We start from the raw sequence: 24,820 nt of genomic DNA on the forward strand, positions 1-24,820 counted from the left end.
GACGAAGCGCTTCCATGCCGCGCGATTCATGCTGTGGGCGTTGGCTTGCGCCGCGCCGTCCGCGCATGCGGCGATGAATTTCTGCGCCGCGCCCGCCATGCAGACGAGCGAGCGTACCAATGCCGATCCCGGCGTGAAGGCGCTCGTGCAGATGGTGCAATCGCACGTCAACGACCAGCCGAAGCCACTCGCGAAACTGCATACCGAAGGCACGCTGCCGCACGAAGGCATACGCGACGGGAGCATCGAAGCCGAAAAGGATCTCGGCTTGATGCGCGATGCCGCGCTCGCCTGGCGCGCGACCGGCGACGAGCGTTATCTGCGTCTCGTCGACCGCTTTCTGTTTGCGTGGACGACAACGTATCAGCCGAGTTTCAATCCGATCGACGAGACCAACTTCGAGTCGCTGATCCTCGCCTACGATCTGACCGCGAGCGCGTTGCCGGTGAAGACGCGCAACGCGGCGAACGCGTTCATCACGAAGATGGTGACGGGCTACGTCGCCGACATGGACAAGCAGAAGCGCCCGCTCACGGGCACGTATCGGAACAACTGGCAGAGTCATCGCGTGAAGCTGGTGGCGATGGGCGCATTCACCATCGACGACCGCAAGCTCATCAACGCGGCGCAGCGGCTGTTCGTCGAGCATATCGGCGACAACATCGCGCCGGATGGATCGACCGTCGATTTCGCCGAACGCGATGCCTTGCGCTACGTCACCTACGATCTTCAGCCGCTCGTGACGGCGGCGCTGGCCGCGCGACGGCATAACCGCAACTGGCTGCCGGAGCGCGCGCAGTCGGGCGCAACGCTCGCGCAAGCGCTCAACTGGCTTACCCCGTATGCGCTCGGCACCCGCACGCATGACGAATTCGTGCATTCGACCGTGTCTTTCGATGCCAAGCGTCGCGAGGCCGGATTGCCGGGATTCTCGGGTCAGTGGGACCCGAAAAACTCGGCGGAACTCTTTCATCTCGCGGCGCGTCTCGACGGCCGTTATGCGCCGGTGGCGTTGCGGCTCGCGCCGACGCCGCCTGCGTGGCTCGCGGTGTGTCTGCCGTTGCCGGCGCGATGATCCCGTCTCAAGCAGCTCAAGCAAGGAGCATTCATGGCAGTCAGCGTATTCGACCTCTTCAAGATCGGCATCGGACCTTCGAGCTCACATACCGTGGGCCCGATGCGCGCCGCGCTGATGTTCGCGCAAGGGCTCGAACGCGATGGGCTGCTGGACGCGGTGGCATCGGTGAAATGCGAGCTGTACGGATCGCTCGGTGCGACGGGTAAAGGCCACGGCACGGACCGCGGCGTCATGCTCGGCTTGATGGGCGATGCCCCCGACACGGTCGATGCGGGCACCATCGCGCCGCGCCTCGAAACCGTACGCACGTCCAGGACGCTCGCGCTGCTCGGCACGCACAAGATTCCGTTCACGCTGAAGGAGAACATTGCGTTCTATCGGCAGGCGTTGCCGGAGCATCCGAACGGCATGAAGCTGCACGCATTCGACGCGAGCGGCGAGCCGTTGCGCGAGGCGACGTATCTGTCGGTGGGCGGCGGCTTCGTGGTGACGGCGGGCGCGGCGAACACGGCGGTGCTTACGGCCATCGAACACTTGCCCTACGCCTTCAAGACGGGCGATGAGTTGATGAAGATGTGCGCCGATTCGGGCAAGTCCATCGCGCAACTGATGTGGGAAAACGAGCGCGTGTGGCGTAGCGAGGACGAGATTCGCGCGGGCTTGTTGCGAATCTGGGACGTGATGCAGGATTGCGTCGCGCGCGGCTGCGGCATCGGCAATGCGGATGCGGATGGGCATCTGCCGGGTCCGTTCCAGGTGAAGCGGCGTGCGCCGGTGTTGTATCGCGCGCTCGCCGGCAAACCCGAGCAGGCGCTGCGCGATCCGCTATCGATGATGGACTGGATCAACCTCTACGCCATCGCCGTGAATGAAGAGAACGCGGTCGGCGGCCGCGTGGTGACGGCGCCGACGAACGGCGCGGCGGGCATCATTCCAGCGGTACTGCATTACTACGATCGGTTTTTGCCGGGATCGAATGCGCAGGGCGTGATCGATTTTCTGCTGACGGCGGCGGCCATTGGCATCCTCTACAAGATGAACGCGTCGATTTCTGGCGCGGAAGTGGGATGTCAGGGCGAAGTGGGCGTTGCGTGCTCGATGGCCGCCGGGGGACTTGCGGCGGTGATGGGCGGCACGCCCGCGCAGGTGGAGAACGCGGCGGAAATCGGCATGGAGCACAACCTTGGGCTCACGTGCGACCCGGTGGGCGGCATGGTGCAGATTCCGTGCATCGAACGTAACGCGATGGGATCGGTGAAGGCGGTCAACGCGGCGCGCATGGCGATGCGCGGCGATGGATCGCATTATGTATCGCTGGATTCGGTCATTAAAACCATGCGCGAGACAGGGGCGGATATGAAGACGAAGTATAAGGAGACTTCGCGGGGTGGGTTGGCGGTGAATATCGTGGAGTGTTGAGGCTCCAAGCAGAAATTGTCAGGGCGATTGAAAAATTCGGTGGACGAAGCAGTTTCCATCACGCAAGGCGGTTAGCATCGATAGAACTAAAACGAATCTATCGACTGCTCCTTCGGTGCGACGCGGTCGGTTCAAATACTTGAGAGACCGCCTTGCTTCCACAGGATCTTGCTGCGCATAAGCAAGTGCGCAAAACGCTGACCGGCTCGCCGAAGTTCAAGCAGATGGTCAAGAACAAGTGGCCGAAGCCATTTAATCGGATGGCGAGGCCGCGCGTTCACGCCACCGAACTCATTCGCGTGTCGGACGACCACTTCGTATTGTTCGTTTGGCGCGACGGAGAACAACTCGAAGACCGCGAGTTCTACGCGCATCTGCTTTGCTCGCTGCCGAAGGGCGATCTCTATCCCTTGTTCGAGTTTCACTACCATCCAAGCCATAAGGGTTTGCACTGCAAGGTGCCGTGTCGGACGACAAGCGATTATCGGAACCGCTTGCTGCCGGGCGCGCCGGAGCTTAACCTTAAGTCGTCGAAACGTTTCGATCCACGTGCGGAAAATGATCGTGGCGCTTTGATCGTGCTGTTCTGCAAGGCGACGGGCATCACGATCTCAAACGAGCAAGACGGCCAGGGCGACTTATTGTGCTAGCAGACACGCTTAAACAAACAATCTGCGCGCTATTCGAAGTTCACGCTGACTCGAACGGCGTGTATCGCGTCATTACGCCGCTCGAATATCCGGGAACAGGCGATCGCGTGGTGGTGCGTATTCGTTCTCGCGACGACGGTTTTGTTATCGATGAAAACGGAGAAGCCTGCTTTCACGCAAGTATGGCGGGTGGCGATGTCGAGTCGGGCGCCGTCGAGCGCTGGTCGGAAGCGTTTGCTCAAGACAGTCCGGCGCGCCTCTGCGATGACGAAGTAATCCGAGCTACGACAATCGACGAACGTCTTCTTGCGCCCTATGTGTTCCGCGTCGCGGAGGCAGCGCAACAGCTTTATGGCGTAGCTACGTCTCGCGCCGAACGCCAGGGTAGCAATGAGTTCACGGTCCGCTTGAAATGCGCGATCGACGAGATTGCAAGCGATTTGGGCCTCGCGCATGTGTCGGACGTTGAGTTGCCGATATCCGGTGGCTTGATCGCCGATCATGTCATCGATACGCCCACGCCTTCCATCGTGATTGCCGCGACAAGCGCGAAGCGTCTTCTAGAAGGGGAGATCATTCATTTGCAGTACCGCGCCCAAAAGATGCCGGGCGCGGTCTTGGCAATTGCGGAGTCGCAACAAGCGGTCGGCAAGATTCAGTTCGAACGCGCGAATTACTACACGTGGAAAACCGTTGTGTTCGATGCGCGCAATCTTCGAAGTCTGATCAGCGCCACGCTTAATTGATTATCGAATCAAGGCCCGCACCTCAAGCCCCAATCAAATTAACCACTTTCACATTCCGCGTATCCGGCACTTCCGCATAAGAAAGCACCTTCAACTGCGGCAGACTCCGACGCAGGAACCGCGCAAGCATCGCGCGTAGCGAATGCTGCACGAGCAGCACCGGCGGCAAGCCCAAGTTCTGCTGACGCAGCATCGCGTTCTGCGTCGAGTTCATCAGCGTCTGCGCAAGCCCCGGCTCCAGGCCGGGGTTCGCGCCCGTCGAAAGCGCCTGCGACAACACACGCTCCAGCATTGGATCGAGGCCCATCACCTGAAGGTCGTCGGTGCCCGGAAACCACTGCTGCGAAATCGCGCGGCCGAGCGAAAGGCGCACCGCAGCCGTAAGCTCGTACGGATCGGCAAGTCGCGGCGCGTGCTCCTGCACCGCGTCGAGAATGGTGCGCATGTCGCGAATCGGCACGCTTTCGTCGAGCAAATTCTGCAGCACCTTCTGCAACAGCGTGAGCGAAATGGTCTTCGGCACGAGATCCTCGGTGAGCGACGGCGTGTCCTTGCCAATACGATCCAGCAACGCCTGCACTTCCTGACGCCCAAGCAATTCCGCCGCGTGCGTCACGACGAGATGATTCAAATGCGTCGCGACCACCGTGCTGGCATCGACGACCGTGTAGCCATAAACCTGCGCCTGTTCGCGCATATTCGTGTCGATCCACACTGCCGGCAAGCCGAACGCCGGGTCCTGCGTCTGCGGGCCCGGCAAAGTCACCGACACCTGCCCCGGATTGATCGCAAGCCACTGTCCCGGAAACACTTCGCCAACGCCCACTTCCACGCCCTTCAGCGCAATGCGATAGCCGTTCGGCCGCAATTCCAGGTTGTCGCGAATATGAATGACAGGCGGCAAAAACCCGATTTCCTGCGCGAACTTCTTGCGAATGCCCTTGATACGCTTGAGCAATTCTCCATCCGTATTGCGATCGACGAGCGGAATCAGCCGGTAGCCCACTTCAAGGCCGAGCGGATCGATCAGCGCGACATCGTCCCAGCTCGCTTCGGCATTCTCCACCGGCGCGGCCGCGACCGGCGTGATGTCCGTAACGTTGCCGGCTTTCTTCTTCGCTTCGGCGCGCTTGTTCATCGAACGCGCGGCGTAGATCAAGCCGCCACCGAGCAGCATGAACGCAAAGTGCGGCATGCCCGGAATCAACCCCATCACGCCGATGATCACGCCCGTGATCATCAACACGCGCGGGTTCTGGAACAACTGGCCGGTCAACTGCGTACCGATGTCTTCCTCGGTCGCGACGCGCGACACGATCACGCCCGCCGCCGTCGAAATGATGAGCGAAGGAATCTGCGCGACGAGGCCATCGCCGATGGTCAGGAGCGTGTAGTTCGTCGCCGCGTGGCCGAAGTCCATGTCGTGCTGAAGCATGCCGACGATCAGCCCGCCCACGATGTTGATCACCATGATCAGCAAGCCCGCAATCGCGTCGCCGCGCACGAACTTGCTCGCACCGTCCATCGAACCGTAGAACTCGGCTTCTTGCGCCACCGCCGTGCGGCGCTTCTTCGCGGTTTCTTCGTTGATGAGGCCGGCGTTCAGGTCGGCGTCGATGGCCATCTGCTTGCCGGGCATCGCGTCGAGAGTGAAGCGCGCGCCGACTTCCGCGATACGTCCCGCGCCCTTCGTGATCACCATGAAGTTGATGATCATCAGAATCACGAAGACGACGATACCCACGGCGAAATTGCCGCCAACGAGAAAGTGGCCGAACGATTCGATCACCTGACCGGCAGCGTCCGGGCCGGTATGACCTTCGAGCAGCACGATCCGCGTGGACGCCACGTTCAGCGACAGGCGCAGCAGCGTCGAGAACAGCAGCACGGCGGGGAAGGCCGCGAAGTCGAGCGGCTTCTGTGTGTACATGCTGACGAGCAGCACCATCACCGAGAGCGCGATGTTGAAGGTGAACAGCAAATCCAGCAGGAACGCCGGCAACGGCAAGATCATCATGCCGAGGATCATGCAGATCAGGATCGGACCGGCGAGCGCGCGCAAATTCTGCGTGCCGAGCGCGTCGGGCCGTTTGGCGAAAAATCCAGCGCGCGCGTTCATGCTGCGGCTCCATTCGAGGTGTCATCGGCGCCGAGTACGTCGGCGGCTTCTTGTTCGGCATCGGCGTCGGAGACGCTGCCCTTGTCGAGTTCTTTCGGTACTTCGAGATCGGACGGATCGTCCGGCTTGGCGCCGCCGTCTTCGCGATACCGGCGCAGCTGATAAACCCACGCCAGCACCTGCGCGACAGCGCCGTACAGCGCCCCCGGAATCTCGCGGTTGATTTCCACGTTGTGATAGAGCGCACGCGCAAGCGGCGGCGCTTCGAGCAGCGGCACGTTATGCTCGCGGCCCAATTCGCGGATACGCGCGGCCACCAGATCCACACCCTTGGCGACGACCTTCGGCGCGCGCATTTCGCCATCGGCGTATTTGAGCGCGACGGCGAAGTGCGTCGGGTTGGTGACGATGACATCGGCGGTCGGAATTGCCTGCATCATGCGGCGCCGGGCGGCGGCGCGTTGTTGCGCACGGATGCGGCCCTTCACGTGCGGGTCGCCTTCGCTTTCCTTGTGTTCGCGCTTCACTTCTTCCTTGCTCATGCGCAGCTTCTTCGCGTGCGAATAAAGCTGATACGGCACATCGACGGCGGCGACGAGAAAGAGGCCGCCGATGGCCATGCCGCAGCACACGAACAGCAGATGCATGGCGTCGGCGAGCGCGAGGTCGAGCGGCTTGGTCAAAAGACCGAGCACTTCGGCCTTGCGGCTCCACATGGCCGAGCCCGCCATGCCGCCGACGACCACGGTTTTCAGCATCGACATGCCGAGCTGGATCGGACCGTTCGACGAGAACATCTTGCCGAGGCCGCTGATCGGATTGAGCCGGCCGAAGTTCGGGGCAAGCGGCTTCGTGGTGATGAGCCAGCCGCCGAGCGCCATGGGTGCGGCGAGCGCGGCGGCGGCGGTGAGCGCGAGCACCGGCAGCATGGCGAGCATGCCTTCCTTGCTGGCGTTGGCAGCGCCGATCATCATCTGGTGGGTATCGAGCACGTTCTCGTGATTGAAGGTGAACGCGCCGCGCAGAATGCCTTGCAGATGACCGTAGATCGGACCCGACAAACCCCATACCCCGAAAAATCCCGCCGCGAGGAGCGCGAACGATGCGAGTTCCCGCGAGCGCGCAACCTGGCCTTCCTCCCGCGCCTTTTCGAGGCGCCTGGGAGTGGCTGATTCGGTTTTTTCGAGATCGCTTTCTTCTGCCACCGCGCTTCGACTCCGGTTCGACTGCGTTAATCGCCATGCACGCGGCGCGAAGCCGCTTCTTGATGAAAGCGATTATTGCGGAGGACGTCGAGCCACCATCGGCGGATAAGGCCGGGGAAAGGGGGTTTATTCGGGTGATGAGAGGCGTTGGAACGGACGCGCCGCGCGGCGGAAGCGTTGATCCGGCGATGTGCCGCGCCGATCGGATGTAAGCGTTGGCATTCGCCGAAAGTCGGACGCCAGCGGACTGAAGCAAGCTCCGACGCTACAAGAAGTGCGAGGCTTATCGGTGAAAGGGAGCGTCGACGCTTGCCGCTGCGACCATCGGCACACTCGGCGGAATCATGTGCCGACTGTTCGAAAGGCGCGGATCGTTCACCGCGCCCGCCCGGCTAGAGGCTGCGCGGAGCTTCGAACGACTGCAAATCAGCGGGCTTTCGCAAGAGCCAGAGGCGTCAGCAAGCTGGCGATCGAATCAGGCGCGACCGCGTCGAAAAACCAACCCGCCGACAGATAACCAGCCTCGGCCGCCAGCCAGGAGCGCCAAGCGACGTGCGCCCCGATCGAGACAAGAAGCCCGGGAAAGCGTTGGAAAGAACGGCTGTCGTTTACCGAATGCCAGCGGAGCAAGCCGCGCCAGCCCGAAAGCGCACCCGGCAAATGCAACCCTCCAACAATTCCTCAAGCTCCCGGCAACCGCCCATCCGGCCCGTAAAAGCCCGCCTTCGACGGCGCAACCTGCAACGCGGCGAGCGCCTTGCGGTTGTATTCCATGCGCGTGCGGATCAACACGCCGTTGTTGTTGTTGCCTTGACGCGCACGGCGAGCCGCGGCGCACAACAACGCCCACTGCTCGGCGATGCGCGCATCGCCCTGAGCGGCGACTTCCATGCCGGCGAAACCGCCCGGCAGGTCGAGCGCGTGCAAATGCGCGTCGCGATCTTTCTCGAGCGCGGCGATGCGCTCGGTCAGCTCGGTCTTGTTCTCGATGATTCCCGGCAGCGCTTCGAGCGGCTGCGCGGCGATCAGCGCCTTTTCCTCGTGGGCGAGGAGGGCTTCGAACGCCAGAACGGCGGCGACTTCTTCGGTAACGGTGGACAGCAGGGCGTCTCTCATTGCAGCTCGCTAAAAAAACGCGGGTTTCACAATGCGCCTGCCGCCGTCGAATTCCGGTTCCGTTGCGCGTCTGCTTTCGAAGCGAAAGCGGGCGCGGCGGAGAAAGAACTCAGGCGCCAGCGGGCGCGGTTCTGGTTTGCAGCATGTCGCGCGCGGAACTCAGCATGCCGTCTGCGATCTTGCCGGCGTCAATCTTGTAGCTGCCGTCGCGCAGTGCAGCCTTGATCGAATCGACTTTCGCTGTATCGACGTCGGCGCTGTTCGACGCGCGCAGACCCGACGACAGCGATGACAGACTCACTTTCGAGTTCTGCGCGGCGGTCGTGCCGGCTTGCGCCACGCTAGAAGCGCTCTTGGCGTCGTTTTGGGATGCACGTTGCGTAGCGTCTTGAATTCCAGCCAGTGCGATGTTGCTGTTCGATTCGATTTTCACGATGTCTATTCCCGTACTTGTTGAGTCCTTTATCGGCGGGGGTGTTTGGAAACTTTACCCAACCGGGGGACCCATACGGGGCATCGACTCGCTCGTCGCCAGCAAAGCCTTACGGGGCGGGCTTCAGAGCAATTGCAACAAAGTGAAACAAACTGTTATCTGGCCCACATAAGGGCTTTTGCGGCTCGTTCAGACCGATTCGTTCGGACGATGGAGCGCCGAAAAAAGCCACCTTCGGTCATGCATCTCGACGGTCTTACTGTCTTTCACGACCTGATTCGCAGATTTCTGCCTCAAGCCGTCTCACATCCGTATCTCGACGGTCTGACTGTCCTTCACGATGCCGGTGATGATCTGTCCGTTGGCCGTCTTCACGCGGACTTGCTGGCCGGGCGCGGCGTTGTTCATCACGCTGCCTTCGGCGGAAATCGAGAATCCGGAGCCATCCGTGACGACATGCACCGTCTGGCCGACGGCAACCGAGCTGGCAGCGCGCAGCATGTCGGTGCGCAGCGGCAATCCCGCCGGCACGCGCGACAGCGCGATGGCGCCCACGGCTTGCGCGGGATCGGTGACGGTGGCCTGCGGCATCGCGGTGATATCGCCTTCGTGGGCGACCACATCGCCCTGACCGAGCATCTCGCCGGGAGCGATCGCGCGCGCCGCCGTGTAGTAAGTCGCGTTGATCGCCACGCGCGCTTGCAGATAGAGCGTCCACGGGCGCTCGCCGACGCAGCGCACGCCTACTGTCATACGGCCCCAGAGCCGTGCGCCGGTCGGCATGAACGGATCGATCGACGAACACGGCGCGAGACCTCGCGGGAACGCAGGCGTCACGGTGATCTCGACCTTGCCCGGCAGTCCGGCGGTTTGTTGCTGAAGAAAAGCCACGGCAGCCGCGCGAATGCTCTCGCCGTCCTGGACGGTGGCGCCGGTGGCGTTCGCTTGTGGCAGCGTCGTCGCGGCGGGCGCTGCGGCGGACGGATTAAAACTGACGCGCTTCATCGGCGATGCCGCGCTGGGAACGGGCGCCGTCGTGCCTGCCGCGATCGGACGCACGGCGCCGTTGCGGGCGGGAATGGCGTCGTCGCGGGTGACGACCACGGGAATCACATCGCGCGATGGCGTGACGGAGGCGACTCTGCGCAGATTCGCGTTCGCGGCGGTATCGGGTTGAGCTGCGGTTTGAGCGGCGCCCGGAGCATCGGCAACCTTGGAAACGGGCGCGCTCATCGCGCCGCTTACTGCATTCTGATTAGCAGAGGCCGCCGCGCGCGCCGTTCCAACGCCCGTTTGCGCCTTCCCTTCGCCCGGACCGGGAATGACGATCATGCCGCTTGCGTCGTCCATGGCGTCGTCGGCGGCTTCGGCGCGTGCTTCGAGCGCGAGCGCGGCATGGCGCATGGCGGCATCGGCGGCTTTGCTGGCATCGCCGTAGCCGCTCGGGCGCGACATCATCGCGGATGAAATTGCTGCCTGAGAAACGGCGGCCACCGGTGCGGGCGTGGTCGCGGGCGCGGCTTTCGCGGTCTTGAGACCCTTCGCCATTTCCGCCGCGGCTGCCGGATTCGTCTCCGCGTTGCCCGGAATGACGATGGGGCCATCGTCCTGCTGCGCGTAAGCGCTCGCCGCAAAGCCAAAACCAGCGGCCCCGACGAACAGGAGGGCCACGCCAGCCGCCGAGCGTCGCGCAAGCGACGACGCCTTCTGCACGCGGCGCTCCATCGCGGCGACGCGGGCAAGAGCCTTCGACGAATGACTGGCGGACCTGCTCATTACTTCTCTCCCTCGCGCGCCGCGAATGCCGCGACGGCGTTCTGATTCGATTGAGCCGTCCTGCCCTTTGCGGGGGCGCGGACAGGACGGCGACTGCAAACCGCTAACGACACGCCGCGATTTCCACGGCGGCACTCCCATTCGACTGACTCGTCTTGCCCAGGCTGGGGCGCGGACAAGACGGCAACTACACATCGCTGGACAAACGCCGCCGCAATGCCACGGCGGCCGAGCCCATTCACCCGATCAGTCCCACGAACATCACAGCCGCTTCGACTCCCAAACCATTCCTTTCGACCACGAACCAGATTCTAGATAGACCGCGCGGCGATCAAGCGTCGAATAGAGGCCCCGTTTCCCGGTTATTCGTCGGATTAGTTGTTGCGCGCCGCTCCTAATATTCGTGTCATGCAAAAAGGTCTTGGCGATGCCGGACCCGAACCAAACATCTGTAGAGGACGGTGATGCTAGACAAACTCGACAAGGAATTCGCCTTCGGCCGCGAAGCGCTCGATGTCCGCGCGTATCGGCAGGAACTGCTTTCGTCGAATATCGCCAACGCGGACACGCCGGGCTACAAGGCGCGCGACGTCGATTTCTCGTCCGCCCTTGCCGGCGCGCTGAAGAAAGGCGGCGCCACTGGCACGGCGAGCAGCGCGGGCACGAGCAGCACCGGCACGCTGGCAATGGCGCAGCCGGTCAGCGTGAGCGCTGGCGCGGCAATGGCGGTCACGGCGCGCGGCCACATGTCGGGCACTTCGACGCTCACCGCATCCGGCGGTTCGAGCGACGACTACGGCCGCCTCGCCTATCGCGTGCCGAACCAGCCGTCGCTCGACGGCAATACGGTCGATCTCGACGCCGAGCGCGTGCAATTCGCGGACAACGCGCTGCACTTCGAAGCCGGCATGACGGTGTTGAGTTCGCAGATCAAGTCGATGCTTTCGGCGATCACGTCGAACAGTTAAGGAGCCAGAAAACCATGCCTTCTTTGATGAACATTTTCAGCGTGGCCGGTTCGGCGATGTCGGCTCAGGCGCAACGCCTGAACGTCACCGCGTCGAATCTGGCCAACGCGGACAGCACCACCGGCCCCGACGGCCAGGCGTACAAGGCGAAGCAGGTCGTGTTCGCGGTCGATCCGCTCGGCGGCGCGAAGAGCGGCTCCGGCCAGCAAGTCGGCGGCGTGCAGGTCACCGGCGTGATCGACGACCCGAGCCCGATGAAAACCAGTTACGACCCGAGCAACCCGGCGGCGAACGCGGACGGCTACGTGACGCTGCCGAACGTCGATCCGGTGCAGGAAATGGTCAACATGATGTCCGCGTCGCGTTCCTATCAGGCGAACGTCGAAACGCTCAATACCGCGAAGCAATTGATGCTCAAGACCCTCACCATCGGAACCTGAAGGAACATAACGTGACAACCAGCACAACCATCGGCAGCAACGGCACCACGGTGTCGCAGACGCTCCTCGACACCATGAACGGCGCGTCGTCGGCTTCCTCGACGTCGTCCAGCTCGAGCTCCAGTTCGACTTCGGGCACGTCCGCATCGGACCTGCAGAACACCTTTCTCACGCTGCTCGTGACGCAGTTGAAGAACCAGGACCCGACCAACCCAGCCGACAGCTCGCAGATGACTTCGCAGCTCGCGCAGATCAACACGGTGTCGGGCATCGGTCAGTTGAACACGTCGCTGTCCTCGCTCGCCACGCAGCTTTCCGCCGGCCAGTCGACGCAAGCGGCGATGCTCATCGGTTCGACCGTGCTCGCCTCGGGCAGCAACGTGTCGGTATCGAGCGGCGCGTCGTCGACTTTCGGCGTGCAGCTAGCCAACGACGTGAGCGACCTTCAGGTCGTCGTCAAGAACTCGTCCGGCCAGATCGTCAACACGCTCGACCTCGGCGCGCAGAGCGCAGGCGTGGTGCCGGTCTCGGGATGGAAGCCGGTCGACTCGAAGGGCAATACGCTCGCCGACGGCACTTACACGATCACCGCGCAAGGCACGATCAACGGCCAGCAGGCAACGGCGACCACGCTCGCGGCCTCGCAAGTCCAGAGCGTCGTGCAGATGACGGGCGGCGCACCGGGTCTCAAGCTCGCGAACGGCTCCACGGTCGCACTGTCGAGCGTCGCCTCGATTCTTTAAACAAACAGACATTCCAGAGAGAAACACATGAGCTATCAACAAGCACTGAGCGGTCTGGGCGCTGCATCGAGCGACCTCGACGTGATCGGCAACAACATCGCGAACGCGAACACGGTCGGCTTCAAGCAAGGCCAGGCGCAATTCGCCGATATGTACGCAAGCTCGATGGCCACCGCCGTCAGCAACCAGATCGGTATCGGCACGCGTCTGTCCGAAGTGCAGCAGCAGTTCTCGCAAGGCACGATCACGACGACCAACCAGGCGCTCGACGTCGCCATCAACGGCAACGGTTTCTATCAGTTGTCGAACAACGGTTCGACCGTGTACTCGCGTAACGGCGTGTTCCACCTCGACAACACCGGCAAGATCGTCAACTCGGCCGGCCTGCAACTGATGGGCTACGCGGCGGATTCGAACGGTGTGGTCAACAGCGCAAGCACGGTGCCGCTGTCGGTGCCGACGGCCAATATCGCGCCGACCGCAACGAAGACCATCACCGCGTCGTTCAATCTGAATTCGCAGGACGCAGTGAAGGACAAGGCCGCGTTCGATCCGACCAACGGCAACACGTACAACGCCTCGACCTCGGTCGATGCCTACGATTCGCTCGGCGGCACGCAGAAGGTCTCGGTGTACTTCACGAAGTCCGCGACGGGCTCGTGGGAGGCGTTCGCGGGTTACGGCGATCCGGTCACGCAAAAGTCGGATCTCGGCGCGGTCACGTTCGATACGTCGGGCAACCTGACGAGCAGCCCGAAATACACCTTCACGATTCCCAACGGCGCGGACCCGAGCGGCACGACCACGCAGTCGCTCACGCTCGACCTCACCGGCACGACGCAATACGGCGCGACGAGCGGTCTCGCGAATCTGCATCAGGACGGCAACAGCACGGGCGAACTGACCGGCTTCACGGTTGGCACGGACGGCATGCTGACGGGCAACTACTCGAACGGCCAGACCAAGTCGCTCGGCCAGATCGCGATTGCCAACTTCAACAACCAGAACGGTCTGCAGAACCTGGGCGGCAACGTCTACGCACAGACGGCGGCTTCGGGCGCGGCGCAGGTCGCGGTTCCGGGCTCGACCAACCACGGCGTGCTGCAAGGCGGCGCGGTGGAAGACTCGAACGTCGATCTGACGAGCGAACTCGTGAGCCTGATCACCGCGCAGCGCAACTATCAGGCGAACGCGCAGACGATCAAGACGCAGCAGGCCGTCGACCAAGCGGTCATCAACCTGTAAGCGTCGCCAAGTCAGTCAAGGAAGGAAGCGATTCATGGACCGTCTGATCTACACCGCGATGACCGGCGCAAGCCAGGCGCTCGAACAACAGAGCGTCGTGGCGAACAACCTGGCGAACGCATCGACCACGGGCTTCAAGGCTCAACTCGCGGCGTTCCGTCAAGTGCCGATGTCGTTCGAGAACCAGTCCGCCGATGGCACGACGCGCACTTTCGTGCTCTCGTCCACGCCGAACGCGGACTACTCGGCAGGCCCGATCTCGCAAACGGGCAATCCGCTCGATGTCGCGATTCAGGGACCCGGCTGGCTCTCCGTGCAAACGGCCGACGGCAACGAGGCCTACACGCGCGCCGGCAATCTGCACGTGGATCAGAACGGTCAGCTCGTCACGGCGAACAACTTGCCGGTGCTCGGCACGAGCGGCCCGCTGTCCATTCCGCCGGGCGCGGAAGTGACGGTCGGCAAGGACGGCACGGTGTCAGCGCTGATTCCGGGCGATCCGCCCACGGCGATCGCGACGGTGGATCAGCTGAAGCTCGTGAATCCCGATCCGTCGACGCTGTCGCGCGGCGATGACGGCCTCTTCCATACCGCCGATGGCGACCCCGCCGAAGCGGACCCGAATGTGGTCGTGGCAGGCGGCTCGCTCGAAGGCAGCAACGTGAACCCGGTCTCCGCGATGGTCTCGATGATCTCCAACGCACGCCAGTTCCAGATGCAGACCAAGCTGATGGAATCCGCGGACCAGAACGAACAATCGGCGAACAAGCTGCTGAACTTCAGCTAAGCCGCACAGCCAAGACATTAGGAAACGAACGACATGAACCGCTCCCTCTATATCGCCGCGACCGGCATGAATGCTCAGCAGTCGCAGATGGACGTGATCTCGAACAACCTCGCCAACGTGAGCACCAACGGCTTCAAGGGCTCGCGCGCGGTGTTCGAGGATCTGCTTTATCAGACCGTGCGTCAGCCGGGCGCGAACTCCACGCAGCAAACCGAACTCGCGTCGGGCAGCCAGCTCGGCACCGGCGTGCAGCAAGTCGCGACAGAACGCCTTTACACGCAGGGCAACCTGCAACAGACCGGCAACTCGAAGGACGTCGCGATCAACGGTCAAGGCTTCTTCCAGGTGACGATGCCCGACGGCACGACCGCCTACACCCGCGACGGTTCGTTCCAGACCAACGCGCAAGGCCAGCTCGTCACGTCGAGCGGCTATCAATTGAATCCGGCGATCACGATTCCGCAAAACGCGACCGCGATCACCGTCGGCTCGGACGGCACGGTCTCGGTCACGCAGCCGAGCAGCACGGCCAGCACGACGGTCGGCCAGATCACGCTCGCGTCGTTCATCAACCCGGCCGGTCTCGAAGCGAAGGGCGAAAACCTCTTCGCCGAAACGGGCAGCTCCGGCGCGCCGAACGTTTCGCAACCGGGCCTGAATGGCACGGGCTCGCTGCAACAAGGCTATGTGGAAGCGTCGAACGTGAACGTGGTGCAGGAACTGGTCAACATGATCCAGACACAGCGCGCCTACGAGATCAACAGCAAGGCCGTGACCACGTCCGACCAGATGCTGCAGACGCTTTCCCAGATGCAGGTTTGACGCAGAAGCATTAAACGGATCATCAAGATGTCGCCACTCAACACTATCGTTCGCGCGTCACGCCTTGCATCGCTTCTCGCGCTCGGCGCGGCGCTTGCCGCTTGCGGCCTCGTGCCGAAGGAACCGATCATCCAGCAGCCGATGACCGCGCGTCCGCCGCAGCCGCCCATCGGCACGCGTTCGCCCGGCGCGATCTACAACGCGGGCTACGCAGGCCGGCCGCTGTTCGAAGATCAGCGTCCGCGCAACGTCGGCGACATCCTGACCATCGTGATCTCGGAAAACGTCAACGCGACGAAGTCGTCGGCGGCGAACACCAACCGCACCGGCACGGGCGCGTTCGCCGTGCCGACCGTGCCGGGCGTCTTCGGCGGCCTCTTCAACAACACGAACCTGTCGGCCACGGGCGCCAACAAGTTCACGGCGGGCGGCGGCGCAAGCGCGGCCAACACGTTCAGCGGCACGCTCACCGTCACCGTCACCGAAGTGATGTCGAACGGCAACCTGATGGTCAGCGGCGAAAAGCAGATGCTCATCAACCAGGGTAACGAATACGTGCGTTTCTCGGGCGTCGTCAATCCGACGACCATCTCGGGCAGCAACACGGTCTACTCCACGCAGATCGCCGATGCGAAGATCGAATATTCGGCGAAGGGTTATATCGACGAAGCGCAAAACATGGGCTGGCTCCAGCGCTTCTTCCTCAACGTCGCGCCGTTCTGACCGATCATGAATTCGCTCCTTCGCTTCCTCTCGTTCTCGCTCGCGGCTGCTGTCGTCGCCATCGGCTGCGTTCCGCATGCGCACGCCGAGCGCCTGAAAGACCTCGTCTCCTTTCAAGGCGTGCGTGACAATCCGCTGATCGGTTATGGCCTCGTCGTCGGTCTCGACGGCACGGGCGACCAGACCATGCAGACGCCGTTCACCACGCAGAGCTTGACCAACATGCTCGGCAACCTGGGCATCACGGTGAATTCAGCGACCACGTCGAACATGCAATTGAAGAACGTCGCCGCCGTGATGGTGACGGCCACGTTGCCGCCGTTCGCGCGTCCCGGCGAAGCGATCGACGTGACCGTATCCTCGCTCGGCAATGCCAAGAGCTTGCGCGGGGGCACCCTGCTGATGTCGCCGCTAAAGGGCGCGGACGGTCAGGTCTACGCGATGGCGCAGGGCAACCTCGTCGTCGGCGGCGCGGGCGCAAGTGCGAACGGCAGCAAGGTGCAGGTCAATCAACTCGCGGTGGGCCGCATTTCCGGCGGCGCGCTCGTCGAACGCGCGGTGCAGAGCACGGTGCTGCAACAAGGCGGCACCATGCAGATGGAACTGCGCGAGATGGATTTCGACACGACCCAACGCATCGTCGCGGCCGTGAACAACCAGTTCGGCACGGGCACGGCGCTCGCGCTCGACGGCCGCACGATTCAGTTGCGCGCGCCGTCCGAAGCGAGCGAACAGGTCTCGTTCATGGCGCAGTTGCAGAACATCGACGTGCGGCCGGCGCAAGCCGCGGCCAAGGTCATTCTGAATGCACGCACCGGCTCCATCGTGATGAATCAGATGGTCACGCTGCAGAATTGCGCGGTCGCTCACGGCAACCTGTCGGTCGTCATCAACACGAAAACGGCGGTGAGCCAGCCGAACGCGTTCTCGAACGGCCAGACGGTCGCCGCGAAGGAATCGTCGATTCAGTTGAAGCAGGATAGCGGCGCGCTCAAGATGCTTTCGGCGGGCGCGAATCTGGCGGACGTGGTGAAGGGCTTGAACGCACTCGGCGCGACACCGGCCGATCTGATCTCGATCCTTCAGTCGATGAAGGCGGCGGGCGCACTGCGCGCCGACCTCGAAATCATCTAAGGGACGACGGCACATGAACTCGACTTCGAGCGATATCGCCAACACGGCATTGGCATCTACCGAGACGGGCGGACTGTCGAACCTGACCAACCGCTTCGCGCTCGATACGCAGGGCTTCGACGCGTTGCGCGCGCAGGCCAACGCATCGCCGCAACAGGGTTTGAAGGCGGCAGCCAAGCAGTTCGATGCGGTCTTCACGACGATGATGCTCAAGAGCATGCGCGATGCGACGCCCTCGGACAGCCCCTTCGAGTCGAACGATACGAAGTCGTTCACGGCGATGCTCGACCAGCAGTTGTCGCAGCAGATGTCGTCGAAGGGTATTGGCGTGGCGGACGCGATGTACAAGCAGCTCATGCGCACGGCGGGCATCAAGGACACGTCGGCCACGGGCGGCGCGGCAAACGGCATGAACGCGATGAACGCGCTGTCGGGCGGCGGCGGCAGCAGCGACGCGAACGCGGGCAACATCGCCGCAATGAACGCAATGGCCAAGGCCTACGCCGCGGCGCAGGCCAACAAGAGCGGCGCATCGCTCAACAGCGGCAACGGCTACACGGGCGCCGACGCGCTCGATCCGGGCGTGCGCGGCAACGGTTCGGACAAGGTCAACGCGTTCGTCGAACGGCTGGCCACGCCCGCGCAAGCCGCGAGCGCGGCAACGGGCATTCCGGCGCGCTTCATCATCGGCCAGGCGGCGCTGGAATCGGGCTGGGGCAAGCGCGAGATCAAGTACGCGAACGGCGCGACGAGCCACAACATTTTCGGCATCAAGGCGACGTCGAGCTGGACCGGCAAGACAGTGGATTCGGTGACGACGGAATACGTCAACGGTCAGCCGAAGAAGGTCGTGGAGCGCTTTCGCGCCTACGATTCCTACGAAGCCGCGCTCACCGACTACGCGAGCGTCATCAAGAACAATCCGCGTTACGCGCCGGTCGTGGAGGCATCGCGCGATGTCGCGGGCTTCGCGCACGGCATGCAAAAGGCAGGCTACGCGACCGATCCCCAATACGCGAAAAAGTTGATCTCGATCATGCGTCAGATCGCCTGACGAAGCGTTTTCGAATTCGACAGAAAGGCAGGCGTTCCGCAACGGCGGAACGATCCTGCCTTTTTGCGCTCGGCGCTCAATACGTTGATTTAGAGCCATGCGCGCTCTTTGGCCTGCTTCGTGCATGTGCAAACGTTTTAGTCCTCGTAGGGACGGCGCGCCACATATTTTTCGGGGCTGCCTGTCTAAACTTTGCTGGCAGTTTGCCGCTATCCCTAAGAAGAAACTGCCGGTTCGAAGGTGAGCCGGTTCGACACGTGGCGTAGCGGAAATGGACGGTACGCGACCAATGAATACGGCCAGCACAATGAATATCAATCACATGCAGGACTTCGCCGACGACGACATTGCGCCGATCGTGGACTTTGGACGACGCAATCCGCTGGAGATCGGTGTGTCGTTGCGCAACCTTGCCCATCGCGGCGACTTTTTGACCGCGCAATACGGCGACGGGCAGATTGTTACGCGCCTTTTGGACGTCGATGTTACGGGACATCGCTTTACGTTCGACTGGGGCGGCATGGCGGAACAGAATCGTCACGTGCTGGCTGCGCCCAAGCTGATTTTCAGTTCGGCGCCGGACGGCGTGCGACTCGAATTCACCACGGGCGCCGCGCGTGAGACCGTGTTCGACGGACGTCCCGCTTTCGAGGCCGAGTTTCCGCCGGTGCTTTACTACATGCAGCGTCGCGAATATTTCCGCGTCGAAGCGCCGGTGCTCGACCCTTATATTTGCAGCGGCTCGCTGCCGGATGGCGAGCGCTTTCGCTTCGAAGTGCATGATCTTTCGCTCGGCGGCGTCGCGTTGCGAACCACGGACGAACGCGTGGCCGACCTGGAGATGGGCATCGTGATTCAGGATGCCGAACTGCACTTCACGACCACCGGCAAGGTGACCGTGGATATCAAGCTGGTGTCGCACAGGGAATCGACGACGGCCAAGGGCGATCGCCGCTTCACGCTCGGCTTCAAATTCATTTCGATGCCGGGATCGGCGGAAAACACGCTGCAGCGGCTCATTACGCAACTGGAAATGAAGCGGCGCGCGCTGGCGAAGTAAGGCGGCCGTTCACATCGGTTTCACCCCTCGCGGCGGCGCTGCTCTGAGCGCCGCCCGTCCGGCTGCAAGGTTTCCCGGTTTTTTCCATTCCCTCGCGTCGCGATACAGCTAAAAGCGCCCGCCGAAATCTAATCCGAATAAGCCCCAAAACCCCCTTCAAATCGGCAAATTGCGCTTGCACGACGCGCCCGATAATGCCCAAGTCGAGCAAACCGTCCACGGTATCCGCGTTGAAGAACCGGTCCGCGAACGTTTGCCGAAACGCTCAACTTTCCCGGCGCTTCGCCGATAAACAAGGCAGCTATCCGGCGGCGTTGCATGACGCCATCGCCGCCAAGACAAGGATCAACGCATGTCCAACAACATCTTCAATATCGGCCTGTCGGGACTGAATGCGGCTCAATGGGGCCTGACAGTCACCGGGCAGAACATCAGCAATGCGGCGACGCCCGGCTATACGCTCGAAAAGGCTTCGTTTCAGGAGTCGTCGGGACAGTACACGGGTTCCGGCTATCTCGGCAGCGGCGTGCAGACGACTACCGTCACGCGTCAATACAGCCAGTATTTGACCACGCAGGTCAACAACACGACCGCGTCGAGCAGCGCCGCCAACACCTATTACTCGTTGATCTCGCAGCTGAACAACCTCGTTGGCGATCCCACCACCGGTATCGCAACCGGCATCAGCAACTATTTTTCGGGCATGCAGTCGGTGGCGAATTCGGCGAGCAGCACGTCGTCGCGCCAGTCGCTCATGAGCAACGCGCAGACGCTCGCGAATCAGCTCAATTCGGCAGGCGAGCAATACGACCAGTTGCGTTCGAGCGTCAACACGCAACTGACGAGCGCGGTCTCGTCGATCAACAGCTACACGCAACAGATCGCTGATCTCAACAAGCAGATCAACGTCGCCAGCGCGCAAGGTCAGCAGCCCAATCAGTTGATGGATCAGCGCGATCAGGCCGTTGCGAGTCTCAGCTCGATGGTCGGCGTGCAGGTCGTGCAAACGGATGGCAACTACAACATCTTCGTCGGCAACGGACAGCCGCTCGTCGTCGGCGGCACGGCTTCGGCATTGCAGACGGTGACATCGCCGACTGACCCGAGCGAATTGACGGTCGCGTTCAAGAGCAAGGACGGCACGACGCCGACCGCCGCGCAGACGCAATACCTCGATACAAGCGCGTTGTCGGGCGGCGTGGTTGGCGGCCTGATGGACTTCCGCTCGCAAACGCTCGATCCGGCGCAAGCGCAACTCGGCGCGATTGCGACGAGCTTTGCCGCGCAACTGAACGGACAGAACTCGCTCGGCCTCGATCTGAACGGCCAGGCTGGCGGCGCGCTCTTCTCGGCGGGTTCGCCCACCGTCTACGCCGACGCGCGCAACAAGGGCACCGGCACGGTCACGGCCGAGTTCTCCGATGCCACGCAGCCCACGTCCAGCGATCTCACGGTCACCTATAACGGCACCGGCTTCGACGTGACCGATACCCAGAGCGGCAAGGCGCTCGGCAGCTTCACGCCGCCCAACGCGTTCGACGGTCTGAAGATCACGCCGTCGGGCACGATGCAAGCGGGCGACTCGTTCTCCATTCAGCCGACGCGCGCCTCGCTCGACAACTTCCAGCTCGCGACGACCAACGGCTCCGCGATCGCGGCCGCTTCGCCCGCGGTGACATCGGCGGCGACCGCGAACACCGGTACGGCCACGATTTCCTCGGCGACGGTCGCGGCGGGTTACAGCACGCCTTCGGCTATCGCGCTCACGTACAACTCGACGGCGGGCGGCTTCACGTCGAATGTCGCGGTGACCGTGGGCACCACGAATTACCCGGCCAACACGACCATTCCCTACGATTCGTCGAAGGGGCTCACTGTTACGTCGAACGGCATCAGCGCGACGATCAGCGGCAAGCCGGCCAATACGGACGTGTTCAACATCAATCCGAACACGGGCGGCACGAGCGACGGCAGCAACGCGCTCACCATGTCGAACCTGGTGTCGACCAAGTCGATGAACGGCACCGACACGCTCACGAATTCCTATGCGAACTACGTGAACCAGATCGGCAACCAGACGAACCAGCTGAAGAGCACGAGCTCGTCCCAAACGGCGCTGCTCAGTCAGGCGACATCGGCGCAACAGTCCGTGCAGGGCGTGAACCTGAACGAGGAAGCGGCGAACCTCATGCAGTATCAGCAGCTTTATCAGGCGAACAGCAAAGTGATTCAGACGGCTTCGACGCTGTTTCAGACGCTGCTTGGCATCTTTAACTGAGGCATTTAGCGATGCGTATATCCAGTTCGCAGTATTTCAACATGAACGTCGCTTCGATGAGCGACCAGCAGAGCTCGCTTGCCTCGATGTATCAGCAGATCTCGTCGGGCAAGCGCATTCTGACCGCTTCCGACGACCCGCTCGGTGCCGCGCAGGCCGTGCAGCTCACGATGAAGACCGCCACGCTCACGCAATACAGCGCGAATCAGACCACGGCGCTTTCGTCGTTGCAGCAGGAAGATTCGACCTTGAGCGACGTGAGCGGCGTGCTGCAAAGCATTCAGACGCAAGTCGTGCGCGCGGGCGATGGCTCCCTCACGAACGCGGATCGCAAATCGATTGCGGATACGCTGCAGGGTTATCGCGACCAGTTGATGAGCGTCGCGAACACGACCGACAGCGAAGGCAATTACATTTTCTCGGGTTTAAAGGGCGGCACCGCGCCGTTTTCGAACAATGCTTCCGGCGTAGGCACGACGTATTCGGGCGATGCCGGCCAGCGCACGGTGCAGATCAGCTCGGGCCGCTCGATTCCCGTGGGCGACACCGGCTCGTCGATTTTCATGGGCGTGTCGCCCACGGATAGCGACGCGGTACCGTCGGCATCGGCGACCAATACGGGCACGGCCACGATCAGCAAGGTGAGCACGGCCGATCCGGGCAACGCGAACAATGCGAGCACGTATTCGATCGCGTTTTCGGTATCGTCGACGGATGGTTCGACGAGCTACCTCGTGACCGCGACGCCGCCTGACTCGTCGTTGTCGACGACACCGACCGCATACACGGCCGGCACGGCGATTTCGTTCGGCGGTCAGAAGGTGACGGTCAGCGGCGCGCCCGCGAACGGCGACAGCTTCACGGTGCAGCCGGCGGCATCGGGCAACAACGATGTGTTCGCGACGCTCGACAATTTGATCAGCGCGCTCAAGCAGCCGACGGGCACGCCAGCCTCGGAAGCGACGTTGACCAACGCGTTGTCGACGGCTTCGACCAAGCTCGACAACACCTACACGAACGTGTTGTCTGCGCAGACGGTGGTGGGTGGCCGTGAGCAGGAAGTGAAGGCCACGCAGACGTCGATGGCGACTTCGCAGACGCAGACCGCCAGCGATCTTGCGAATCTGACGAGCATCGATCTGGTTTCGGCGATCAGTTCTTATGAGCTCACGCAAAACTCGTTGACGGCGGCACAGCAGGCGTTTTCGCAGATCCAGAAGTTGTCGTTGTTCAATTACCTCAGCTAATAAGGGGTCTTGTCTCTCGTTTTTTAAGGGAACTTCGAGAAGGGCATCGTGCGGTTTGGCGATGCTTTTTTTTTCGTTTTTTCAGTGGAAGAAGCCGGGAACGATTCCTATGATTGACGCACCGGACTTAAGTGCAACGTCGAGGATTCGTGCGTCATGAGATACCGACTGCTTGGTGAGACGGGTGACGGAAATAGGGATTGATCGCGCGCTCGTTGTGCTCGGTGCAATGACATGTCCGATCATGCTTGTCGCGTGTGGAAGCGGCGCGGATTCGCCGCCTGCCCGCAAGAACACGGCACAACTCGACGCCGGGCGGGCACAGTGGGCCGCGACGCTGCCGGAGCCGGACGCTGACTACGGTGAATATCCGTCGAATTATCAGGACATCATCAAGGCGGCCATGGCGAAGACGCTCAAAGACCCCGAGTCGGCGCGCTATGGCGATTTCTCCACGCCAACGAAGGATCAGGCTATCGAGAACATGACGGAGCACCGTGCCGTTTATGGCTATCTCGTGTGCACGGACATCAACGCGAAGAACAGCTATGGCGGTTACACGGGAGCCAAGCGCCGCTGGTTCCTTATTCGCAACGGCGCTGTCGTTCGGTATGGTGAACGGCCCATGTATGTCGGGCACGTTGCGCCGTGCATGCGCGCACCGTGAGCCACGATGCGGGCAATGAGGCGTCAAGGGCCCATCGAGCCCGCGATTCTTCCCACCTGTCCCAGCCCCGCCTCGAAGATCCGCTGAAAAAACGGCATCAAATTAGGCACCATCAACTGAAGCAGCAACAAGCCGACGAGCATGGTGACCGGAAAACCCACCTGGAAGATGCCGATCTGCGGCGCCGCGCGATTCAGAATGCCGAGCGCGAGATTGGCGATAAGAAGCGCCGCCACGACCGGCAACGACAGCAACAACCCGGTGGAAAAAACCGAAGCGCCATAACCCACCATCACCCGCCAACCTTGCGCATGCGAAGCGGACGCCACGACATTGACATCGACGGGCACACTCTGGAAGGTCGTGATCAGTGCCGCGATCAGTTGCAGATGCCCGTCGAAGACAAGAAACGCCAGCATCGCCAGCGTGTTGAGATAGCGCGATACCACCACGGCATTGCCACCCGCGCGCGGATCGTAAAGCATCGCGAAACCGAGGCCCATTTGCTGTCCGATGAACTCGCCAGCCGCATCGACGGCGGCAAAGGCTATTTGCATCGTCATGCCAATGGCCGCGCCAATCAGGAACTGATTGACGATGATCCACACGCCCGCCGCTGAAAACACCGTGGCGTCGGGCATGGCGGGTAAGGTGGGCGCGACGATCAGCGTGATGAAGGCGGCCAGCGCGATCTTCACGCGCGTGGGCAACGCCATATGGTTCAGCACCGGCGCGGTGGCCATCAAGGCGAGGATGCGCACGAACGGCCACAGAAACGCCGTGAGCCAGCCGTTCAGTTGCGCATAAGTAACCGAGAACATCGAACGAATCAGCCTGTGATCGCAGGCGTGATGGTGAACACGTGCCGCATGTAATCGAGGATGGTCGTGAGCATCCACGGTCCTGCGATCACGAGCGTCACCGCCACGGCGATCAGCTTGGGAATGAAGGAGAGCGTCGATTCGTTGATCTGCGTGGCCGCCTGAAAGAGACTAACCACCAGACCCACGACGAGCGCGACCAGCAAGAGCGGGGCAGCCAGCAGCAACGCGACATACATCGCCTGATGCGCTATGGTCATGACCGATTCGGGTGTCATTCCAGCAACCT

General features: G+C 62.3%; 25 protein-coding genes. 17 read left to right on the top strand and 8 right to left on the bottom strand.

All coding sequences use genetic code 11. The features are described from left to right. Nucleotides 1-28: 28 nt before the first annotated feature. The 4 genes from P9292_RS26830 (at nucleotide 29) to P9292_RS26845 (ending at nucleotide 3,893) form a co-directional block, all read left to right on the top strand. On the top strand, nucleotides 29-1,075 hold the full coding sequence (locus tag P9292_RS26830) for an alginate lyase family protein (protein WP_309964205.1): 1,047 nt from the start codon (nucleotides 29-31) through the stop codon (nucleotides 1,073-1,075). Nucleotides 1,076-1,108: 33 nt separating this feature from the next. Continuing rightward, nucleotides 1,109-2,497, top strand: a complete 1,389-nt coding sequence (locus P9292_RS26835; RefSeq protein WP_309962092.1) for an L-serine ammonia-lyase — start codon at nucleotides 1,109-1,111, stop codon at nucleotides 2,495-2,497. Nucleotides 2,498-2,649: 152 nt separating this feature from the next. After that, entirely contained in the window at nucleotides 2,650-3,147 is a 498-nt protein-coding gene (locus P9292_RS26840; protein WP_309962094.1) for a hypothetical protein, read from the top strand. A 59-nt stretch (nucleotides 3,148-3,206) separates the two neighbouring features. After that, nucleotides 3,207-3,893: a hypothetical protein gene (locus P9292_RS26845; protein ID WP_309962096.1), complete on the top strand. Its 687-nt coding sequence runs from the start codon at nucleotides 3,207-3,209 to the stop codon at nucleotides 3,891-3,893. 22 nt (nucleotides 3,894-3,915) lie between these two features. Here P9292_RS26845 and flhA read toward each other — a convergent pair whose 3' ends face one another. The 6 genes from flhA to flgA all read right to left on the bottom strand — a co-directional run bounded on the left by flhA (nucleotide 3,916) and on the right by flgA (nucleotide 10,542). Next, on the bottom strand, nucleotides 3,916-6,012 hold the full coding sequence (gene flhA, locus P9292_RS26850) for a flagellar biosynthesis protein FlhA (protein ID WP_309962098.1): 2,097 nt from the start codon (nucleotides 6,010-6,012) through the stop codon (nucleotides 3,916-3,918). Then, a complete protein-coding gene (flhB, locus tag P9292_RS26855) occupies nucleotides 6,009-7,217 on the bottom strand; it encodes a flagellar biosynthesis protein FlhB (protein WP_244826564.1) in 1,209 nt (402 codons plus the stop codon). The genes flhA and flhB overlap by 4 nt, the downstream gene beginning before the upstream one ends. Before the next feature lie 426 nt (nucleotides 7,218-7,643). Continuing rightward, complete coding sequence (locus tag P9292_RS26860; RefSeq protein WP_309962099.1) at nucleotides 7,644-7,877, bottom strand: hypothetical protein; 234 nt, start codon at nucleotides 7,875-7,877, stop codon at nucleotides 7,644-7,646. Between the two features lie 21 nt (nucleotides 7,878-7,898). Next, complete coding sequence (locus tag P9292_RS26865; RefSeq protein ID WP_250466048.1) at nucleotides 7,899-8,333, bottom strand: flagella synthesis protein FlgN; 435 nt, start codon at nucleotides 8,331-8,333, stop codon at nucleotides 7,899-7,901. Nucleotides 8,334-8,442: 109 nt separating this feature from the next. Next, on the bottom strand, nucleotides 8,443-8,766 hold the full coding sequence (gene flgM, locus P9292_RS26870; protein ID WP_244826562.1) for a flagellar biosynthesis anti-sigma factor FlgM: 324 nt from the start codon (nucleotides 8,764-8,766) through the stop codon (nucleotides 8,443-8,445). Between the two features lie 303 nt (nucleotides 8,767-9,069). After that, nucleotides 9,070-10,542, bottom strand: coding sequence for a flagellar basal body P-ring formation chaperone FlgA (flgA, locus tag P9292_RS26875; protein WP_309962100.1), 1,473 nt, complete (start codon nucleotides 10,540-10,542; stop codon nucleotides 9,070-9,072). Between the two features lie 464 nt (nucleotides 10,543-11,006). Here flgA and flgB point away from each other — a divergent pair, with 464 nt between their 5' ends. The 13 genes from flgB (at nucleotide 11,007) to P9292_RS26940 (ending at nucleotide 23,710) form a co-directional block, all read left to right on the top strand. Beyond that, on the top strand, nucleotides 11,007-11,510 hold the full coding sequence (gene flgB, locus P9292_RS26880) for a flagellar basal body rod protein FlgB (RefSeq protein ID WP_244826560.1): 504 nt from the start codon (nucleotides 11,007-11,009) through the stop codon (nucleotides 11,508-11,510). 14 nt (nucleotides 11,511-11,524) lie between these two features. Further along, a complete protein-coding gene (flgC, locus tag P9292_RS26885; protein ID WP_244826559.1) occupies nucleotides 11,525-11,950 on the top strand; it encodes a flagellar basal body rod protein FlgC in 426 nt (141 codons plus the stop codon). A gap of 11 nt (nucleotides 11,951-11,961) precedes the next feature. Further along, nucleotides 11,962-12,693 carry a flagellar hook assembly protein FlgD gene (locus P9292_RS26890; protein ID WP_250466045.1) on the top strand — a complete coding sequence of 244 codons (732 nt, stop codon included), beginning with the start codon at nucleotides 11,962-11,964 and terminating at the stop codon, nucleotides 12,691-12,693. A gap of 27 nt (nucleotides 12,694-12,720) precedes the next feature. Continuing rightward, the gene (gene flgE / locus P9292_RS26895; protein ID WP_244826557.1) at nucleotides 12,721-13,938 is read left to right on the top strand and encodes a flagellar hook protein FlgE; all 1,218 of its coding nucleotides are present in this window, start codon (nucleotides 12,721-12,723) and stop codon (nucleotides 13,936-13,938) included. A 34-nt stretch (nucleotides 13,939-13,972) separates the two neighbouring features. After that, the gene (gene flgF / locus P9292_RS26900; protein ID WP_244826556.1) at nucleotides 13,973-14,725 is read left to right on the top strand and encodes a flagellar basal-body rod protein FlgF; all 753 of its coding nucleotides are present in this window, start codon (nucleotides 13,973-13,975) and stop codon (nucleotides 14,723-14,725) included. 33 nt (nucleotides 14,726-14,758) lie between these two features. Continuing rightward, the gene (flgG, locus tag P9292_RS26905) at nucleotides 14,759-15,547 is read left to right on the top strand and encodes a flagellar basal-body rod protein FlgG (RefSeq protein WP_309962102.1); all 789 of its coding nucleotides are present in this window, start codon (nucleotides 14,759-14,761) and stop codon (nucleotides 15,545-15,547) included. Nucleotides 15,548-15,574: 27 nt separating this feature from the next. Continuing rightward, the gene (locus tag P9292_RS26910) at nucleotides 15,575-16,270 is read left to right on the top strand and encodes a flagellar basal body L-ring protein FlgH (RefSeq protein ID WP_244826554.1); all 696 of its coding nucleotides are present in this window, start codon (nucleotides 15,575-15,577) and stop codon (nucleotides 16,268-16,270) included. Nucleotides 16,271-16,276: 6 nt separating this feature from the next. Next, the gene (locus P9292_RS26915; RefSeq protein ID WP_309962104.1) at nucleotides 16,277-17,404 is read left to right on the top strand and encodes a flagellar basal body P-ring protein FlgI; all 1,128 of its coding nucleotides are present in this window, start codon (nucleotides 16,277-16,279) and stop codon (nucleotides 17,402-17,404) included. A 13-nt stretch (nucleotides 17,405-17,417) separates the two neighbouring features. Next, nucleotides 17,418-18,458, top strand: a complete 1,041-nt coding sequence (flgJ, locus tag P9292_RS26920; RefSeq protein ID WP_309962106.1) for a flagellar assembly peptidoglycan hydrolase FlgJ — start codon at nucleotides 17,418-17,420, stop codon at nucleotides 18,456-18,458. 271 nt (nucleotides 18,459-18,729) lie between these two features. Then, entirely contained in the window at nucleotides 18,730-19,518 is a 789-nt protein-coding gene (locus P9292_RS26925) for a flagellar brake protein (RefSeq protein ID WP_370652046.1), read from the top strand. Nucleotides 19,519-19,870: 352 nt separating this feature from the next. Then, nucleotides 19,871-21,796 carry a flagellar hook-associated protein FlgK gene (gene flgK / locus P9292_RS26930; protein ID WP_244826550.1) on the top strand — a complete coding sequence of 642 codons (1,926 nt, stop codon included), beginning with the start codon at nucleotides 19,871-19,873 and terminating at the stop codon, nucleotides 21,794-21,796. 11 nt (nucleotides 21,797-21,807) lie between these two features. After that, nucleotides 21,808-23,043 (top strand): flagellar hook-associated protein FlgL, encoded by a 1,236-nt coding sequence (flgL, locus tag P9292_RS26935; protein WP_309962109.1) that lies wholly within the window; start codon nucleotides 21,808-21,810, stop codon nucleotides 23,041-23,043. A 244-nt stretch (nucleotides 23,044-23,287) separates the two neighbouring features. Then, a complete protein-coding gene (locus P9292_RS26940; protein ID WP_309962111.1) occupies nucleotides 23,288-23,710 on the top strand; it encodes a hypothetical protein in 423 nt (140 codons plus the stop codon). 23 nt (nucleotides 23,711-23,733) lie between these two features. On the opposite strand, the gene fliR is transcribed toward P9292_RS26940, so the two are convergent. Next, nucleotides 23,734-24,531 (bottom strand): flagellar biosynthetic protein FliR, encoded by a 798-nt coding sequence (gene fliR / locus P9292_RS26945; RefSeq protein WP_250466038.1) that lies wholly within the window; start codon nucleotides 24,529-24,531, stop codon nucleotides 23,734-23,736. 8 nt (nucleotides 24,532-24,539) lie between these two features. Further along, nucleotides 24,540-24,809, bottom strand: a complete 270-nt coding sequence (gene fliQ / locus P9292_RS26950) for a flagellar biosynthesis protein FliQ (RefSeq protein ID WP_244826546.1) — start codon at nucleotides 24,807-24,809, stop codon at nucleotides 24,540-24,542. Between the last annotated feature and the right edge of the window lie 11 nt (nucleotides 24,810-24,820).

It is taken from the genome of Caballeronia sp. LZ001 (genome assembly GCF_031450875.1).
In the GTDB taxonomy this organism is placed as follows: domain Bacteria; phylum Pseudomonadota; class Gammaproteobacteria; order Burkholderiales; family Burkholderiaceae; genus Caballeronia.

Excerpts from the sequence above, each read along its gene's own strand:
- P9292_RS26830 (WP_309964205.1), top strand. The coding sequence starts at position 29 with ATGCTGTGGGCGTTGGCTTGCGCCGCGCCGTCCGCGCATGCGGCGATG.
- flgK (WP_244826550.1), top strand. The coding sequence starts at position 19,871 with ATGTCCAACAACATCTTCAATATCGGCCTGTCGGGACTGAATGCGGCT.
- flgL (WP_309962109.1), top strand. The coding sequence starts at position 21,808 with ATGCGTATATCCAGTTCGCAGTATTTCAACATGAACGTCGCTTCGATG.
- flgJ (WP_309962106.1), top strand. The coding sequence starts at position 17,418 with ATGAACTCGACTTCGAGCGATATCGCCAACACGGCATTGGCATCTACC.
- flhA (WP_309962098.1), bottom strand. The coding sequence starts at position 6,012 with ATGAACGCGCGCGCTGGATTTTTCGCCAAACGGCCCGACGCGCTCGGC.
- flgB (WP_244826560.1), top strand. The coding sequence starts at position 11,007 with ATGCTAGACAAACTCGACAAGGAATTCGCCTTCGGCCGCGAAGCGCTC.
- flgF (WP_244826556.1), top strand. The coding sequence starts at position 13,973 with ATGGACCGTCTGATCTACACCGCGATGACCGGCGCAAGCCAGGCGCTC.
- flgG (WP_309962102.1), top strand. The coding sequence starts at position 14,759 with ATGAACCGCTCCCTCTATATCGCCGCGACCGGCATGAATGCTCAGCAG.
- P9292_RS26940 (WP_309962111.1), top strand. The coding sequence starts at position 23,288 with ATGCTTGTCGCGTGTGGAAGCGGCGCGGATTCGCCGCCTGCCCGCAAG.
- P9292_RS26915 (WP_309962104.1), top strand. The coding sequence starts at position 16,277 with ATGAATTCGCTCCTTCGCTTCCTCTCGTTCTCGCTCGCGGCTGCTGTC.
- P9292_RS26865 (WP_250466048.1), bottom strand. The coding sequence starts at position 8,333 with ATGAGAGACGCCCTGCTGTCCACCGTTACCGAAGAAGTCGCCGCCGTT.
- fliR (WP_250466038.1), bottom strand. The coding sequence starts at position 24,531 with ATGTTCTCGGTTACTTATGCGCAACTGAACGGCTGGCTCACGGCGTTT.
- flgC (WP_244826559.1), top strand. The coding sequence starts at position 11,525 with ATGCCTTCTTTGATGAACATTTTCAGCGTGGCCGGTTCGGCGATGTCG.
- fliQ (WP_244826546.1), bottom strand. The coding sequence starts at position 24,809 with ATGACACCCGAATCGGTCATGACCATAGCGCATCAGGCGATGTATGTC.
- P9292_RS26925 (WP_370652046.1), top strand. The coding sequence starts at position 18,730 with ATGGACGGTACGCGACCAATGAATACGGCCAGCACAATGAATATCAAT.
- flgA (WP_309962100.1), bottom strand. The coding sequence starts at position 10,542 with ATGAGCAGGTCCGCCAGTCATTCGTCGAAGGCTCTTGCCCGCGTCGCC.
- P9292_RS26835 (WP_309962092.1), top strand. The coding sequence starts at position 1,109 with ATGGCAGTCAGCGTATTCGACCTCTTCAAGATCGGCATCGGACCTTCG.
- flgE (WP_244826557.1), top strand. The coding sequence starts at position 12,721 with ATGAGCTATCAACAAGCACTGAGCGGTCTGGGCGCTGCATCGAGCGAC.
- P9292_RS26910 (WP_244826554.1), top strand. The coding sequence starts at position 15,575 with ATGTCGCCACTCAACACTATCGTTCGCGCGTCACGCCTTGCATCGCTT.